We start from the raw sequence: 15,531 nt of genomic DNA, 5'->3' as shown, positions 1-15,531 counted from the left end.
ATCAGTGAGCTAATGATTTTTGTGCCATTTTTTTAGGTTCATGCTTATAACGGAAAAACAGGGCAAAGATCACTGCCAGGGCCAGCGCATACGCAGCAAATACCAACCAGATAGTTTGCCAGTCTTTCACACCATCAACCGTGAAATAGTCAACCGCCATACCACTCAGAAGAGAGCCGATCCACGCCCCAACGCCGTTGACCATCGTCATAAATAAGCCCTGAGCGCTGGCGCGAATACTGGAATCCACTTCATGTTCGACAAACACTGAACCTGAGATATTAAAAAAAGTCGAACGCACAGCCATACACAATCATCGATAACAACAATAATACAAAGCCACCTGGCGATGGGTCGCCAAAGGCAAAGAAGCCAAAGCGTAATGTCCACGCGACCATACTCATCAACATGACGGTTTTTATGCCAAAACGCTTCAGGAAGAAGGGAATAGTAAGAATGAAGCCGACTTCCGCCATTTGCGAAACAGAGAGCAGGATGGAAGGATATTTCACCACGAAGCTATCAGCAAATTCAGGGTTACGAGCAAAATCATGCAGGAACGGGTTACCAAAAACGTTAGTAATTTGTAGTACCGCACCTAATAACATGGCAAATAAAAAGAAAATCGCCATACGCGGATTTTTAAATAACACAAACGCATCCAGACCTAATTTACTGGAAAGCGTAGTGCTGATTTTATGCTCCGCCACTGGAATTTTCGGTAGCGTTAATGCATAGACCGCTAACACTAAAGAAGCGCCAGAAGCAATATACAGTTGCACACTACTTAACTCCAGATGCAATAAACTCACCAGCCACATGGCGACAATAAATCCCACAGTGCCATAAACACGGATTGGCGGAAAACAGGTTACCGGATCTAATCCGGCCTGGGCCAGACACGAATAAGAAACACTATTGGACAATGCAATAGTGGGCATGAACGCCATTGCGTTAAGCAACATTATCCAGAACATCATATTCGGTTCAGTCACGGAGGCGGCATAAAAAAGTACCCCGGCGCAAATAAAGTGGCACAGCATATAGGTACGTTCAGCTCGTAACCATTTATCTGCAATAATACCCATAATGGCTGGCATAATAATTGCCGCAATGCCTTTAGAGCTGTATGCCATACCAACATCAGCCCCGGTAAAATGTAAGGTGTTTATCATGTAAGAGCCGAGGGTAACTAACCAACTCCCCCAGATAAAATATTGCAGAAAAGACATAATCTTTAAACGCGTTGCGATATTCATTTTTGGTTTCCTTATCGCAGTGAGATGGCCCCATCCGCGAGGCCATTTTTTATTGCTTTCAGGCGATTTTGCGTAAGAATCCGCAAATCAGATTGATAAAGTTTTGCCGGGATAATTCCGCTGCAGCCAGCGTTTGGGCATGTGACAATTTCACATCGCTTAAACCTTCCGCCATATTAGTTATTGCAGACACAGCAACGACTTTCATTTCGCTATGACGTGCGGTAATCACTTCAGGCACTACAGACATACCCACAACGTCACCGCCAATCATCTGCATCATGCGAATTTCTGCCGCCGTTTCGAAGTTAGGCCCTGGATAAGAAACAAAAAACGCCCTCTGTGAGCGGAAAACCTTCTTCCTGCGCGACGGACTGCAAAACGGCCCGATAATCAGCATCATAAGCGTTCGCTAATGAGAAAAAGCGCTCGCCGAAGCGATCATCATTAAGGCCTGTCATCGGTGTGCCTGGCATCGTGTTGATGTGATCTTTCAGCGCAACCAAACTGCCCGCCCTCACTTCCGGGCGAAGCGAGCCTGCAGCATTAGTGCAGAACAACAACTCACAGCCCAGCAACTTGAACGTACGAATCGCATCAGTCATGACTGTCATTCCACGGCCCTCATAAAAATGGCCACGACCTTTCATGCAAGCTACAGGCACACCAGAGAGCATGCCGAGGACCAACTCTCCTGCGTGACCATGTACGGTACTCACCGGAAATCCCGGCAAATCGCTATAAGAAATAGCGACCGCACCTTCAATCTGTTCAGCCAACGCACCCAGCCCCGAACCAAGAATAAACGCAACGCGTGGGGTAAAGTTTGGTTTGTGGCGACGAATGATATCTGCGCAATACCACGGGTTTTGTGAAAAATGAGATTGGGTCATGGAAAGTCCTTGTAATAAACATTATTCGTTAAATATGTGTCACTTCTTCTTATAACGAGAAAAAAGTCGTGACTGACCAATACATTTGACAGAGATATTCAATATATTTTTTAAATCGATCATACCGTCCCCCGGCAGAGAGATATAACGACGGTATAATTTATTTTGGTAGTTATTTAAAAAGTTGATTATCAGGCAATCACTCACCTGATAATCAAGAAGAATAAAATATTACATTTCTTTGTTGTCAATCAATGCTTCAAGCTCTGCAAATGAATGTGCCACCGTTGATGACCAGGTTATCATTAAATTTAGATAATCGGTCGTCAGTGCAGACTGATACTTTTGTTGCTTACTACAATAAATAATCGATTGCTGCCCTAATGCATAGGCAATGCCATTCATAATACCGGTGTCAACATTCGGCTCAAAGGTATCAGAATAAAAAATGGCTTGTCTGGATTTTCTTAAATTATCAATATCAGTCGCAATATCATTCATGTTGTCACCAACGATAAATGTTTTACCCACACTAACGATCGCGTCTTTGATATTCTCCAGTAAGCCCCGAGATGGTTCTGTATACATAAAGTTAGGATCAAGATAATAATCATACTCAATGGGCAGTGGAGTAACGGGTATAGCTGGAGTAATCGTCGTGCCGAAGTCGGCAATTAAATTTTGCTGAAATATTTGCAATGCACGATTGATGATGTCTGATGTTTGTTCACGATAGTTGCTGATACTGGCATCAGAATCTGACACTGATACAACTTTTGCTACATAATTTATCAGCTTACTTATAGGGTAAAACTCTGAAGAGTTACCTGCCGCCCATAAGAGAAAGTCGGTCGTAACCAGATGTACCGGCATTCCTGAAGCCCATGCATAGCCCACTTCCCACGCACAACCGGAATCATAGGTTCCGCCATCGAAATAACCGATAACCCCAACGCTATTGTCCATATTCGCGACATCGTTAACAAAAATCTCCTCTTCACTGGAGGCACCGGCATCATCACGATAAGGAAGAAAAGTATGAATCAGGGGCGGTAACAGACCATCGTCAATCCATTGATCGATGATGTCATTTAAATTTAAAGCATCTAATCGCCAGGGTGCACAATAGACCCGACATTGGTTATACAATTGATTTGCCATAACATCCTCCTTTACGAATCCTGTAAAACATTATTAATTTTGATAAATACCGTATCAGGCGTAATGACTGGACGTCGTCGTGGCACCGTTGTGTTTATATTTAAACAACACCATAAATGCGAGAGCAAGAACCAGTGAATACCCAGCAAATACCAGCCAAATGGTTGCCCATTGCGGGTTACCATCCGTTGTTAAATAATCGACGACTTTGCCACTAATAAAACCGCCCAGAATACAACCAAAACCATTGGCCATCATCAGGAATACGCCCTGAGCACTATTACGGATCGAGGGATCAACTTCTTGTTCAACAAATACCGAGCCAGATATATTGAAGAAGTCAAAGGCACAGCCATAAACAATCATCGAAAGAATTAACAGAATAGTACCGCCGAATGAAGGATCGCCATAAGCGAATAAACCAAAGCGCAGCATCCAGGCAATCATGCTCATCAGCATGACATTTTTAATACCATATTTTTTCAGAAAAAATGGAATAGCAAGAATGAAACAAACTTCGGATATCTGAGAAATCGATAACAAAATAGAAGCATGGGTGACAACAAAACTATTGGCAAACTCTGGAACACTCTCGAAGCTGTGGAGAAAAGTATTTCCAAACATTCCGGTAATCTGTAATTCTGCCCCAAGCAGCATGGCAAAGATAAAGAAAATAGCCATTTTGCTATTTTTGAACAGTGCAAATGCACGCAGCCCGAGAACGTCTATTATTCCTTGGGCCTGGTTAGATTTAGCCACCGGTACAACGGGTAATGTCAACGTAAACAGACTTAATCCTAATGAAGCCGCCGCTCCGATATACAATTGCATATGACTTAATTCAAAACCAGCCAGACTTACTGCCCACATCGCAACAATAAATCCGATCGTTCCCCAGATGCGTATTGGTGGAAACTCAGTCACAATATCCATACCCGCATTTTGTATACGGTAATAGGAAATCGTATTACTCAAGCCAAGCGTTGGCATATAAACGAGAGAGTTAAGTAAAATGACAATGAACATTGCCGAAGGTGTTGTAACAGATGCCGCGATAAATAATGTTACCGCGCCAAAAAAGTGACAAGCGGCATAAATCCATTTAGCGCTAATCCATTTATCTGCCACAATGCCAAATAGTGTTGACGTTATCACCGCTGCAATACCCAATGTACTGTAGACTGCACCAATATCTTCTCCTTTGAAGCGCAGCGTAATAAACATATAAGAACCAAATGTGTTTAGCCAACTTCCCCACAAAAAGAATTGCAGAAATGAAAGAACTTTTAACTGTAGTTTTAGATTCACCGTCGTCCCCTTCGATTTGAGCCTCCCCTTTAAATATCCTGAAACACATCAAATTTACCAATATCTTTTATTGTAATGATCAATTGCGATTTGATATCGATTCTGAAAACATTAAGAAAGCCACCCTAATATTGCGTAATGATCATGAGTTTTTAGATAAACCACTAACCCAGTAACAGCAACACTAAACAATCACATCAAAAATATATGAGGCAATCACATTCATGATGTTTATTGTTCGCGTAAAATATACAATTAAACGGCAGTTCCTGTTATTAAACCTGAGTCTGCCCTCATAGTTTTACCGCACCGTTAATAATAAAGTGAGTGAAACGCTCTCTCCGGGTGACATTCTTTATTCAATAAAATACCCGTTCTAAAACCAGCGCTGATCATGCTAAAACTACTATGTACATCAGTAGTAATAACCTTCTGTGATTTTTTCGGCTGTCACATAGTTCCCTCAGTTAACGGCCCCTATTTGCCAACCAGGCGAAGCTCCCCCCTGACTTCCCATTACCACGCACAAATTGATAAGCAATTCAGTTTTATTTATCAATCAGAACAACGCACAATGAAAGCATCGGTCATCTGGAGTCTTTATGAAACTTTTTCGTATCCTCGATCCTTTCACTTTAACCCTGATCACGGTGGTATTGCTGGCTTCTTTCTTTCCGGCCAGAGGCGGTTTTGTCCCCTTCTTTGAAAATCTGACCACGGCAGCTATTGCCCTGTTGTTCTTTATGCACGGTGCGAAGCTGTCGCGTGAGGCTATAATTGCTGGCGGTAGTCACTGGCGATTGCATTTGTGGGTAATGTGCAGCACCTTCGTACTGTTTCCGATTCTGGGCGTACTGTTTGCCTGGTGGAAACCGGTAAATGTCGATCCGATGCTCTATTCCGGTTTTCTCTATTTGTGCATTCTCCCGGCTACCGTGCAGTCTGCAATCGCCTTTACTTCAATGGCGGGCGGTAATGTCGCGGCGGCGGTTTGTTCTGCGTCAGCATCCAGCCTGCTGGGGATTTTCCTTTCGCCGTTGCTGGTCGGTCTGGTAATGAATATCCACGGTGCAGAAGGCAGTCTGGAACAGGTCGGTAAGATTATGTTGCAACTACTGCTGCCGTTCGTGCTGGGACATCTTTCTCGCCCGTGGATTGGTAACTGGGTAGCACGCAATAAAAAGTGGATAGCAAAAACCGACCAGACATCCATTCTTTTGGTCGTTTATACAGCATTCAGCGAAGCCGTCGTTAACGGTATCTGGCACAAAGTCGGTTGGGGTTCGCTGCTGTTTATTGTGGTAGTTAGCTGCGTATTGCTGGCTATTGTGATTGTGATTAACGTCTTTATGGCGCGTCGACTGGGTTTCAATAAGGCGGATGAAATCACTATCGTCTTCTGTGGCTCGAAAAAGAGTCTGGCGAATGGTATTCCGATGGCGAACATTCTGTTCCCCACATCGGTGATCGGTATGATGGTACTGCCGTTGATGATTTTCCATCAGATCCAACTGATGGTTTGCGCGGTACTGGCGCGTCGTTATAAGCGCCAGACCGAGCAACTGCAGGCGCAGCAGGAAAGCAGCGCCGGAAAAGTTTAAAGCGGACGTTTCAGGGGCTGGACCAGTTGTGTCAGCCCCTCGGTTTTAATCAGCAACGTGATTTGCATTAACTCACCAAGTTTGCCTGCCGGAAACTCATCTTTGCGGGCAAACCACAGCAGATACTCTTCCGGCAGGTCAATTAAGCGACGCCCTTTGTACTTGCCAAACGGCATCACCGTATTGGCAATTTCAATCAGCTGCTCTTTCTCCACCTCAGCTCCCCAGCAAACGCAGCATTTCAGCTTCGTCGATGACTTCAATACCCAGTTCCTGCGCTTTCGCCAGTTTAGAGCCTGCAGCTTCTCCGGCAATCACCAGATCGGTTTTCTTCGACACGCTGCCCGCCACTTTCGCGCCCAGCTCGACCAGTCGAGCTTTAGCGTCATCACGCGACATCTGACTTAAGCTACCGGTGAGCACCACAGTTTTACCGGCAAACGGGCTGTCGATCTCTTCCGCGTTAATCACCACCGGCGCAGGCCAGTAAACGCCTTCCGCCAACAGCTCGCTGATGACATTGCGGTTGCTTTCTTCGGCAAAGAAGTTGTGAACATGAGATGCCACCACGATCCCGACGTCTGGCACTTTTTGCAGCTCTTCAATCGAGGCTGATTCCAGCGCTTCCAGCGTGCCAAAATATCCCGCCAGACCTGCTGCGGTAGCCTCACCGACTTCACGGATGCCAAGGGCATAGAGGAAGCGGGCAAAGGTGGTTTCTTTCGCTTTTTCCAGCGCGTTAACCACATTTTGTGCCGATTTCGGCCCCATTCGCTCCAGCCCGGTAAGTTTGCCTGCTGTGAGTTTGAACAGGTCCGCCGGAGTGTGGACGTATTCTTTTTCAACCAGCTGGTCGATAATTTTGTCACCCATGCCATCAACGTCCATCGCACGACGGGAAACAAAGTGTTTCAGCGATTCTTTACGTTGAGCACCGCAAATCAGGCCACCAGTACAGCGAGCCACGGCTTCGCCTTCTACACGTTCCACGTCAGAACCACATACCGGACAATGCGTCGGGAATACAACCTCACGGGTATCTTCCGGTCGTTCAGAAAGCACAACGTTAACCACTTGTGGGATCACGTCACCTGCGCGGCGAATCACCACTTTATCGCCAATGCGTAAACCGAGACGTTCAATTTCGTCGGCGTTATGCAGTGTGGCGTTGCTCACCAGCACGCCTGCAACATGGACAGGTTCCAGACGCGCAACGGGCGTAATCGCACCTGTACGCCCAACCTGAAACTCTACATCACGCACAAAAGTCATTTGTTCCTGCGCCGGAAATTTAAACGCAACAGCCCAGCGCGGGGCGCGGGAAACAAAGCCAAGTTGCTCCTGCTGCGCCAACGAGTTGACCTTAATGACTACACCGTCAATATCAAAGCCCAGCGTCGGGCGGTCTTCTTCCACTTTGTGGTAAAACGCCAGCACGTCTTCTGCTGATTCGCAAAGCGTTACCCGATCGCTGACTGGTAATCCCCACGCTTTAAACTGCATTAAGCGGCCCAGATGAGTGTCCGGCAATTCGCCACCTTCCAGTACGCCAACGCCATAGCAGAAGAAAGTAAGCGGTCGCTTCGCAGTGATACGCGGATCAAGCTGGCGCAGAGAACCTGCCGCCGCATTACGTGGGTTAGCAAACACTTTTCCGCCCGTGCGTCGCGCCTCTTCGTTAATCTTCTCAAAACCCGCCTGCGGCAGGAACACTTCACCACGCACTTCCAGACGTGCTGGAATATTCTCACCATGCAGTTTCAGCGGAATAGCGCGAATGGTACGCACGTTAGACGTGATGTCTTCCCCAGTAGTGCCATCGCCACGGGTCGCCGCGCTTACCAGTACACCATTCTCATACAGAATGCTGACGGCAAGCCCATCGAGCTTTAACTCGCAGCACCAGGTCACTTTTTCGTTGTTTTTCAGACGATCCTGTACGCGTTTGTTGAAAGCGAGAAAACTTTCTTCATCAAATACGTTATCCAGGGACAGCATTGGCACTTCATGACGGATCTGGCTAAAGGCTGCCAGCGGCGCAGCACCTACACGTTGGGTAGGTGAATCAGGGGTAATCAGCTCTGGATGTTTGGCTTCCAGCTCACGCAACTCGCGCATCAGTCTGTCGTATTCAGCGTCGGGAATTTCCGGCGCATCCATCACATGATAAAGATATTCATGGTGGCGAAGCGTCGTTCGCAGTTCTGTCAGTTGTTGTTCGATTGATTCCATATCGCACCATCAATGCTAAAAACCCCCCGACAAGCGGGGGTTCGAAAAGAAGTTAATTTGCCCTAAGTGTATCAGGCGTTGGCGTCTTTGACTTCGCGGATGATGTCCTGATACTCGCGCAGTTTCTGCGGAGTCATCATACGGCGCTGATCGTCAAGCACTACGCCGCCTACTTCATCGGCAATATGCTGCGCGGATTGCAGCATCAGCTTGAAGTTTTGCAGTTCATCACCGTAAGACGGCACCTGCATGAAGATAGTGACACCCGGCGTTGTGAAATCCTTCATTTCAGGATCAAAGGTTCCCGGTTTCACCATATTCGCCAGGCTGAATAATGCCGGACCGCTGCCATCCGGGCTAAGATGGCGATGATAAATATTCATATCGCCAAAGATAAAGCCCGCCTGTTGAATGCTATTAAGAAGCAGTTCGCCGTTCAGCTCGCTACCGTGATGCGCCGCGACGTTCATGATGATCACCGCTTCTTTGCGCTTCGGCTTATCCATCACAGGCGCTGGTTCAGCTACAGGTTCAGGCTGCGGTGCCGCTACAGGTTCCGCGGTCTGGAAAGTAGGCTGCGGAGCTGGAGGCACCTGCGAAGCAACCGGCTGTTCAGGCTGCGGCGGGTAAGCCGGCTGCTGTACTGGCTGCGGTTGTTGCACTGGCTGCGGTTGCTGAACAGGCTGCGCTGAATGCGGAGCATGTTGCGGCGGTACCTGCGCTTCAGGCGGCTGCTGAACCGGTTGACGCGGTTGCGCAGACGCATAAGGCGGTTGGTACTGGTGTTGCGGCGACGGACGAGCAGCCTCATGCTCCTGGGCGTTAGCCGGGGCATGATTTACGCGGTGAACACGAACCTCACCAACGCCCTCATCATCTTCGACATCCTCGTCATAAGAATCGTCGTCACGTTTTGACTTCATTCGTTTTAGTGGCCGATCGCGAAACATAGAAGATCGTTCTTTACGGCTGGTCCAGAAACCATGTACCAGTAAAGCGATTATGGCGATCGCGCCAACAATGATTAATATCAGACGCAAATCCTGCATCATTATATTCTCTGTTGTTCTAACACCTTGCCACCACGGCAAACATTTACTCACTAAGAGTATTTGTCGATTACCTCAAGTGCAAGTGCACTATTAACTTTCACAGCACAAAGATAGATGAAATCGTGCTTTTTGCTGGTTTTTCGAACATATCCTAACTGTCCATTGCGCAAATACCCGGTAAAATACGCAGAACTTTCCTGGGATTGGTCAAAAGGAGCATATCCTGATTATGGTTTCAACATTCACATCTGCCTCACGCAGCGGTTTTTACTATTTTGCGCAAGGCTGGAAGCTCGTCTCGCAACCTGGGATTCGCCGTTTTGTCATCTTACCGCTGTTGATCAATATCTTGTTGATGGGAGGCGCGTTCTGGTGGCTCTTTAGCCAGCTGGATGTTTGGATCCCGTCGTTAATGAGTCACGTACCTGACTGGCTGCAATGGTTGAGCTATTTGCTGTGGCCTGTAGCGGTTATCTCCGTGCTACTGGTTTTTGGCTATTTTTTCTCCACCATTGCCAACTGGATTGCCGCACCATTTAACGGTTTGTTGGCTGAACAACTGGAAGCAAGACTGACTGGCGCTACGCCACCGGATACCGGTATTTTCGGCATCATGAAAGATGTGCCGCGGATTATGAAACGTGAATGGCAAAAGTTTGCCTGGTATCTGCCGCGCGCGATTGTATTGCTGATCCTTTACTTCATCCCTGGCATTGGGCAAACCGTCGCACCGGTGCTGTGGTTCCTGTTCAGTGCCTGGATGTTAGCCATCCAGTACTGCGACTATCCGTTCGATAACCACAAAGTGCCATTCAAAGAGATGCGCACTGCCCTGCGCACGCGCAAAATCACTAATATGCAGTTTGGTGCTTTAACCAGTTTGTTCACGATGATCCCGGTACTCAACCTGTTCATCATGCCGGTGGCCGTTTGTGGCGCTACGGCGATGTGGGTCGATTGCTACCGCGCTAAACATGCATTATGGCGGTAACAATTTACCGATTATTTTGTAAACATTATGTGTGGAACAGGGGTGGCTTATGCCGCCCCTTATTCCATCTTGCGAGCCATTATTTCCCTTCTGCATATAGATATGCTAAATCCTTACTTCCGCATATTCTCTGAGCGGGTATGCTACCTGTTGTATCCCAATTTCATACAGTTAAGGACAGGCCATGAGTAAGATTTTTGAAGATAACTCGCTGACTATCGGTCACACACCGCTGGTTCGCCTGAATCGCATCGGTAACGGACGTATTCTGGCGAAGGTGGAATCCCGAAACCCCAGCTTCAGCGTTAAGTGCCGTATCGGTGCCAATATGATTTGGGATGCCGAAAAGCGCGGCGTACTGAAGCCGGGCGTTGAGTTGGTGGAGCCAACCAGCGGCAATACCGGGATTGCACTGGCGTATGTGGCTGCCGCTCGCGGTTATAAACTCACCCTGACCATGCCGGAAACCATGAGTATTGAACGCCGCAAGCTGCTCAAAGCGTTAGGTGCAAACCTGGTGCTGACCGAAGGTGCTAAAGGCATGAAAGGCGCAATTCAAAAAGCAGAGGAAATTGTTGCCAGCAACCCAGAAAAATATCTGCTGCTGCAACAATTCAGCAACCCGGCGAATCCGGAAATTCATGAAAAAACCACCGGCCCGGAGATCTGGGAAGATACTGACGGTCAGGTCGATGTGTTTATTGCTGGTGTCGGCACTGGCGGTACGCTGACCGGCGTCAGCCGCTACATTAAAGGCACCAAAGGCAAGACTGACCTCATCTCTGTTGCCGTAGAACCAACCGACTCTCCCGTTATCGCCCAGGCGCTGGCAGGTGAAGAAATCAAACCCGGGCCGCATAAAATCCAGGGCATCGGTGCTGGCTTTATCCCGGCTAACCTTGATCTCAAACTGGTCGACAAAGTTATTGGCATCACCAATGAAGAAGCCATCTCTACTGCGCGTCGCCTGATGGAAGAAGAAGGCATTCTTGCCGGGATCTCTTCCGGCGCGGCTGTTGCTGCGGCGTTGAAACTACAAGAAGATGAAAGCTTTACCAATAAGAATATTGTGGTTATTCTACCATCATCGGGTGAGCGTTATTTAAGCACTGCACTGTTTGCCGATCTCTTTACCGAGAAAGAACTGCAACAGTAATGCCAGCTTGTTAAAAATGCGTAAAAAAGCACCTTTTCAGGTGCTTTTTTGTGGCCTGCTTCAAACTTTCACCCCTCCTGGCATTGATTCAACTTGTCGGAACTGGTATTTAACCTGACTAATTATTTTGATGCGCGAAATTAATCGTTACAGGAAAAGCCTTAGCTGAATCGATTTTATGATTTGGTTCAAGTCTTCCTTTAGCGGCATAATGTTTAATGATGAACGAAACGTCAGCGGCCAACATCCGCCAGCAATGGACTGTATAGAGCACTTCGTGCGTCGCGTCTGTTAAAACTGGCGCTAACAATACAGGCTAAAGTCGAACCGCCAGGCTAGACTTTAGTTCCACAACACTAAACCTATAAGTTGGGGAAATACAATGTTCCAGCAAGAAGTTACCATTACCGCTCCGAACGGTCTGCACACCCGCCCTGCTGCCCAGTTTGTAAAAGAAGCTAAGGGCTTCACTTCTGAAATTACTGTGACTTCTAACGGCAAAAGCGCCAGCGCCAAAAGCCTGTTCAAACTGCAGACTCTGGGCCTGACTCAAGGCACCGTTGTGACTATCTCTGCAGAAGGCGAAGACGAGCAAAAAGCGGTTGAACATCTGGTTAAACTGATGGCGGAACTCGAGTAATTTCCCGGGTTCTTTTAAAAATCAGTCACAAGTAAGGTAGGGTTATGATTTCAGGCATTTTAGCATCCCCGGGTATCGCTTTCGGTAAAGCTCTGCTTTTGAAAGAAGACGAAATCGTCATTGACCGGAAAAAAAATTTCTGCCGACCAGGTTGATCAGGAAGTTGAACGTTTTCTGAGCGGTCGTGCCAAGGCATCTGCCCAGCTGGAAACGATCAAAACGAAAGCTGGTGAAACGTTCGGTGAAGAAAAAGAAGCCATCTTCGAAGGGCATATTATGTTGCTCGAAGATGAGGAGCTGGAGCAGGAAATCATAGCCCTGATTAAAGATAAGCACATGACCGCTGATGCAGCTGCTCATGAAGTTATCGAAGGTCAGGCTTCTGCCCTGGAAGAACTGGATGACGAATACCTGAAAGAGCGTGCGGCTGACGTACGTGATATCGGTAAGCGCCTGCTGCGCAACATCCTTGGGCTGAAGATCATCGACCTGAGCGCCATTCAGGATGAAGTAATCCTGGTTGCCGCTGACCTGACGCCGTCTGAAACCGCACAGCTAAACCTGAAGAAGGTGCTGGGTTTCATCACCGACGCGGGTGGCCGGACTTCCCACACCTCTATCATGCGCGTTCTCTGGAACTGCCAGCCATCGTGGGTACCGGTAGCGTCACCTCTCAGGTGAAAAACGACGACTATCTGATTCTGGATGCCGTAAACAATCAGGTTTACGTCAATCCAACCAATGAAGTTATTGATAAACTGCGCGCCGTTCAGGAGCAAGTTGCTTCTGAAAAAGCAGAGCTTGCTAAACTGAAAGATCTGCCAGCAATTACGCTGGACGGTCACCAGGTCGAAGTGTGCGCTAACATCGGTACTGTTCGTGACGTTGAAGGTGCAGAGCGTAACGGCGCTGAAGGCGTTGGTCTGTATCGTACCGAATTCCTGTTCATGGACCGTGACGCGCTGCCAACCGAAGAAGAACAGTTTGCTGCTTACAAAGCGGTGGCTGAAGCGTGTGGCTCACAGGCAGTTATTGTTCGTACCATGGACATTGGCGGCGATAAAGAGCTGCCGTATATGAACTTCCCGAAAGAAGAGAACCCGTTCCTCGGCTGGCGTGCTATCCGTATCGCGATGGATCGTAAAGAGATCCTGCGCGATCAGCTTCGCGCTATCCTGCGTGCCTCTGCTTTCGGTAAATTGCGCATCATGTTCCCGATGATCATCTCTGTTGAAGAAGTGCGTGCACTGCGCAAAGAGATCGAAATCTACAAACAGGAACTGCGCGACGAAGGTAAAGCGTTTGACGAGTCAATTGAAATTGGCGTAATGGTGGAAACACCGGCTGCCGCGACAATTGCGCGTCATTTAGCCAAAGAAGTTGATTTCTTTAGTATCGGCACCAATGATTTAACGCAGTACACTCTGGCAGTTGACCGTGGTAATGATATGATTTCACACCTTTACCAGCCAATGTCACCGTCCGTGCTGAACTTGATCAAGCAAGTTATTGATGCTTCTCATGCTGAAGGCAAATGGACAGGTATGTGTGGTGAGCTTGCTGGCGATGAACGTGCTACACTTCTGTTGCTGGGGATGGGTCTGGACGAATTCTCTATGAGCGCCATTTCTATCCCGCGCATTAAGAAGATTATCCGTAACACGAACTTCGAAGATGCGAAGGTGTTAGCAGAGCAGGCTCTTGCTCAACCGACAACGGACGAGTTAATGACGCTGGTTAACAAGTTCATTGAAGAAAAAACAATCTGCTAATCCACGAGATGCGGCCCAATTTACTGCTTAGGAGAAGATCATGGGTTTGTTCGATAAACTGAAATCTCTGGTTTCCGACGACAAGAAGGATACTGGAACTATTGAGATCATTGCTCCGCTCTCTGGCGAGATCGTCAATATCGAAGACGTGCCGGATGTCGTTTTTGCGGAAAAAATCGTTGGTGATGGTATTGCTATCAAACCAACTGGTAACAAAATGGTCGCTCCGGTTGACGGCACCATTGGTAAAATCTTTGAAACCAACCACGCGTTCTCCATCGAATCTGATAGCGGCGTTGAGTTATTCGTTCACTTCGGTATCGACACTGTTGAACTGAAAGGCGAAGGCTTCAAGCGTATTGCTGAAGAAGGTCAGCGCGTGAAAGTTGGCGATACTGTGATTGAATTCGATCTCCCGCTGCTGGAAGAGAAAGCCAAGTCTACCCTGACTCCGGTTGTTATCTCCAACATGGACGAAATCAAAGAACTGATCAAACTGTCCGGTAGCGTGACTGTGGGTGAAACCCCGGTTATTCGCATCAAGAAGTAATTCTTGCCGCAGTGAAAAATGGCGCCAATCGGCGCCATTTTTTATGCTTCCGCCAACGGCGGCAAAATCAATTCATCGCTCTCATGTTGCTGGGTGTAGCGCATCACCTCCAGTACGCGTAAGCCTGCGCAATGTACCGCGTCAGTCAATTCCTTACCTTTCAACAATCCACTGATAAGCTGGGCACAAAACAGATCGCCTGTACCTTTCAGATCGGTTTTTACCCGAGAATGGGAAATGACATTCACGCTGTCGGCACTGACCACCACCACCTGCATCTCCTGATTTTCTTCATTACCGGAGGCGCTGGTAATAACCACCCATTTTAATGTGTCTGAAAGCAAACTTTTTGCTGCGGCAATGGCGCTGTCGAGATCGCGGCAGTTTTTACCGGTCAGGATTTCCAGCTCAAAGATATTTGGCGTAATTCCCTGCGCCAGTGGCAACAAATATTGCCGATACGCCTCCGGCAGATCAGGTTTGACGTAGATACCGCTATCAATATCGCCAATGACCGGATCGACCATAATCAATAAGTCAGGATGGTTTTCGCGTAATACAGTCAGCCACTCGGCAAGTATTTTGATTTGCGACGCGGTTCCCATATAACCGGTGGTGACAGCGCGCAGCTGGCGCAGCGCATCACGCTCCTGTAGTGCACGTAAATAGCCGCTAAACCATTCGTCCGGAATCGCACCACCGTAGAACGTATCATAATGTGGCGTATTGCTGAGCAACACGGTCGGCACGGCAAAGACATTCAGACCGTTCTGTTTAATAGCAGGCACGGCAATGCTGTTGCCTACGCTGCCATACACCACCTGCGACTGCACAGCGACAATATCCGCCTGCAACGCTCTGCTCTTATCGTTAAACAACAACAAACTACTCATTTAATTTTTCTCCTTTGCCGATG

Annotated in this window: 11 protein-coding genes and 3 pseudogenes; 6 read left to right on the top strand and 8 right to left on the bottom strand. The window is 47.7% G+C overall.

The features are described 5' to 3' along the window. Position 1: 1 nt before the first annotated feature. The 4 genes and pseudogenes from CRI63_RS02755 to CRI63_RS02740 form a co-directional block, all read right to left on the bottom strand. Positions 2-1,259 (bottom strand): annotated as a pseudogene (locus tag CRI63_RS02755) (nucleoside permease). A gap of 58 nt (positions 1,260-1,317) precedes the next feature. Further along, positions 1,318-2,152: pseudogene (gene xapA / locus CRI63_RS02750) on the bottom strand (xanthosine phosphorylase). A gap of 231 nt (positions 2,153-2,383) precedes the next feature. Continuing rightward, complete coding sequence (locus tag CRI63_RS02745) at positions 2,384-3,313, bottom strand: nucleoside 2-deoxyribosyltransferase (protein ID WP_130221979.1); 930 nt, start codon at positions 3,311-3,313, stop codon at positions 2,384-2,386. 54 nt (positions 3,314-3,367) lie between these two features. Continuing rightward, complete coding sequence (locus CRI63_RS02740) at positions 3,368-4,621, bottom strand: nucleoside permease (RefSeq protein WP_130257431.1); 1,254 nt, start codon at positions 4,619-4,621, stop codon at positions 3,368-3,370. Between the two features lie 602 nt (positions 4,622-5,223). Here CRI63_RS02740 and CRI63_RS02735 point away from each other — a divergent pair. Continuing rightward, entirely contained in the window at positions 5,224-6,222 is a 999-nt protein-coding gene (locus CRI63_RS02735) for a bile acid:sodium symporter family protein (RefSeq protein ID WP_130207366.1), read from the top strand. On the opposite strand, the gene CRI63_RS02730 is transcribed toward CRI63_RS02735, so the two are convergent. From CRI63_RS02730 to zipA, 3 genes are all read right to left on the bottom strand, one after another. Continuing rightward, positions 6,219-6,437 carry a DUF3820 family protein gene (locus CRI63_RS02730; protein WP_111948453.1) on the bottom strand — a complete coding sequence of 73 codons (219 nt, stop codon included), beginning with the start codon at positions 6,435-6,437 and terminating at the stop codon, positions 6,219-6,221. The two genes, CRI63_RS02735 and CRI63_RS02730, sit on opposite strands and share 4 nt — an antisense overlap. Position 6,438: 1 nt before the next feature. Next, positions 6,439-8,454 carry an NAD-dependent DNA ligase LigA gene (gene ligA / locus CRI63_RS02725; protein ID WP_135518437.1) on the bottom strand — a complete coding sequence of 672 codons (2,016 nt, stop codon included), beginning with the start codon at positions 8,452-8,454 and terminating at the stop codon, positions 6,439-6,441. Positions 8,455-8,525: 71 nt separating this feature from the next. After that, positions 8,526-9,506, bottom strand: coding sequence for a cell division protein ZipA (zipA, locus tag CRI63_RS02720; RefSeq protein ID WP_130221982.1), 981 nt, complete (start codon positions 9,504-9,506; stop codon positions 8,526-8,528). A 229-nt stretch (positions 9,507-9,735) separates the two neighbouring features. Between zipA and cysZ the strand changes: the two genes are divergently transcribed. The 5 genes and pseudogenes from cysZ to crr all read left to right on the top strand — a co-directional run bounded on the left by cysZ (position 9,736) and on the right by crr (position 14,615). Continuing rightward, on the top strand, positions 9,736-10,497 hold the full coding sequence (gene cysZ, locus CRI63_RS02715) for a sulfate transporter CysZ (protein ID WP_130207372.1): 762 nt from the start codon (positions 9,736-9,738) through the stop codon (positions 10,495-10,497). A 184-nt stretch (positions 10,498-10,681) separates the two neighbouring features. Further along, on the top strand, positions 10,682-11,653 hold the full coding sequence (gene cysK, locus CRI63_RS02710; protein ID WP_000034402.1) for a cysteine synthase A: 972 nt from the start codon (positions 10,682-10,684) through the stop codon (positions 11,651-11,653). Positions 11,654-12,035: 382 nt separating this feature from the next. Then, positions 12,036-12,293, top strand: a complete 258-nt coding sequence (gene ptsH, locus CRI63_RS02700) for a phosphocarrier protein Hpr (RefSeq protein ID WP_000487600.1) — start codon at positions 12,036-12,038, stop codon at positions 12,291-12,293. 44 nt (positions 12,294-12,337) lie between these two features. Further along, a pseudogene (gene ptsI, locus CRI63_RS02695) lies at positions 12,338-14,065 on the top strand (phosphoenolpyruvate-protein phosphotransferase PtsI). A 40-nt stretch (positions 14,066-14,105) separates the two neighbouring features. After that, positions 14,106-14,615 carry a PTS glucose transporter subunit IIA gene (gene crr / locus CRI63_RS02690; RefSeq protein WP_000522247.1) on the top strand — a complete coding sequence of 170 codons (510 nt, stop codon included), beginning with the start codon at positions 14,106-14,108 and terminating at the stop codon, positions 14,613-14,615. A 41-nt stretch (positions 14,616-14,656) separates the two neighbouring features. Here crr and pdxK read toward each other — a convergent pair whose 3' ends face one another. Then, positions 14,657-15,508 carry a pyridoxine/pyridoxal/pyridoxamine kinase gene (gene pdxK, locus CRI63_RS02685; RefSeq protein WP_135518435.1) on the bottom strand — a complete coding sequence of 284 codons (852 nt, stop codon included), beginning with the start codon at positions 15,506-15,508 and terminating at the stop codon, positions 14,657-14,659. Positions 15,509-15,531 lie beyond the last annotated feature (23 nt).

The organism is Escherichia sp. E2661 (genome assembly GCF_004745185.1).
Lineage (GTDB): Bacteria > Pseudomonadota > Gammaproteobacteria > Enterobacterales > Enterobacteriaceae > Escherichia.
Note: the sequence above shows the minus strand (reverse complement) of the source record. Positions and strands in the feature narration are given on the sequence as shown.

What these genes read in the sequence shown, in the direction of transcription:
- CRI63_RS02745 (WP_130221979.1), bottom strand. Translation starts at nt 3,313, where the DNA reads ATGGCAAATCAATTGTATAACCAATGTCGGGTCTATTGTGCACCCTGG.
- CRI63_RS02735 (WP_130207366.1), top strand. Translation starts at nt 5,224, where the DNA reads ATGAAACTTTTTCGTATCCTCGATCCTTTCACTTTAACCCTGATCACG.
- ligA (WP_135518437.1), bottom strand. Translation starts at nt 8,454, where the DNA reads ATGGAATCAATCGAACAACAACTGACAGAACTGCGAACGACGCTTCGC.
- zipA (WP_130221982.1), bottom strand. Translation starts at nt 9,506, where the DNA reads ATGATGCAGGATTTGCGTCTGATATTAATCATTGTTGGCGCGATCGCC.
- cysZ (WP_130207372.1), top strand. Translation starts at nt 9,736, where the DNA reads ATGGTTTCAACATTCACATCTGCCTCACGCAGCGGTTTTTACTATTTT.
- cysK (WP_000034402.1), top strand. Translation starts at nt 10,682, where the DNA reads ATGAGTAAGATTTTTGAAGATAACTCGCTGACTATCGGTCACACACCG.
- ptsH (WP_000487600.1), top strand. Translation starts at nt 12,036, where the DNA reads ATGTTCCAGCAAGAAGTTACCATTACCGCTCCGAACGGTCTGCACACC.
- crr (WP_000522247.1), top strand. Translation starts at nt 14,106, where the DNA reads ATGGGTTTGTTCGATAAACTGAAATCTCTGGTTTCCGACGACAAGAAG.
- pdxK (WP_135518435.1), bottom strand. Translation starts at nt 15,508, where the DNA reads ATGAGTAGTTTGTTGTTGTTTAACGATAAGAGCAGAGCGTTGCAGGCG.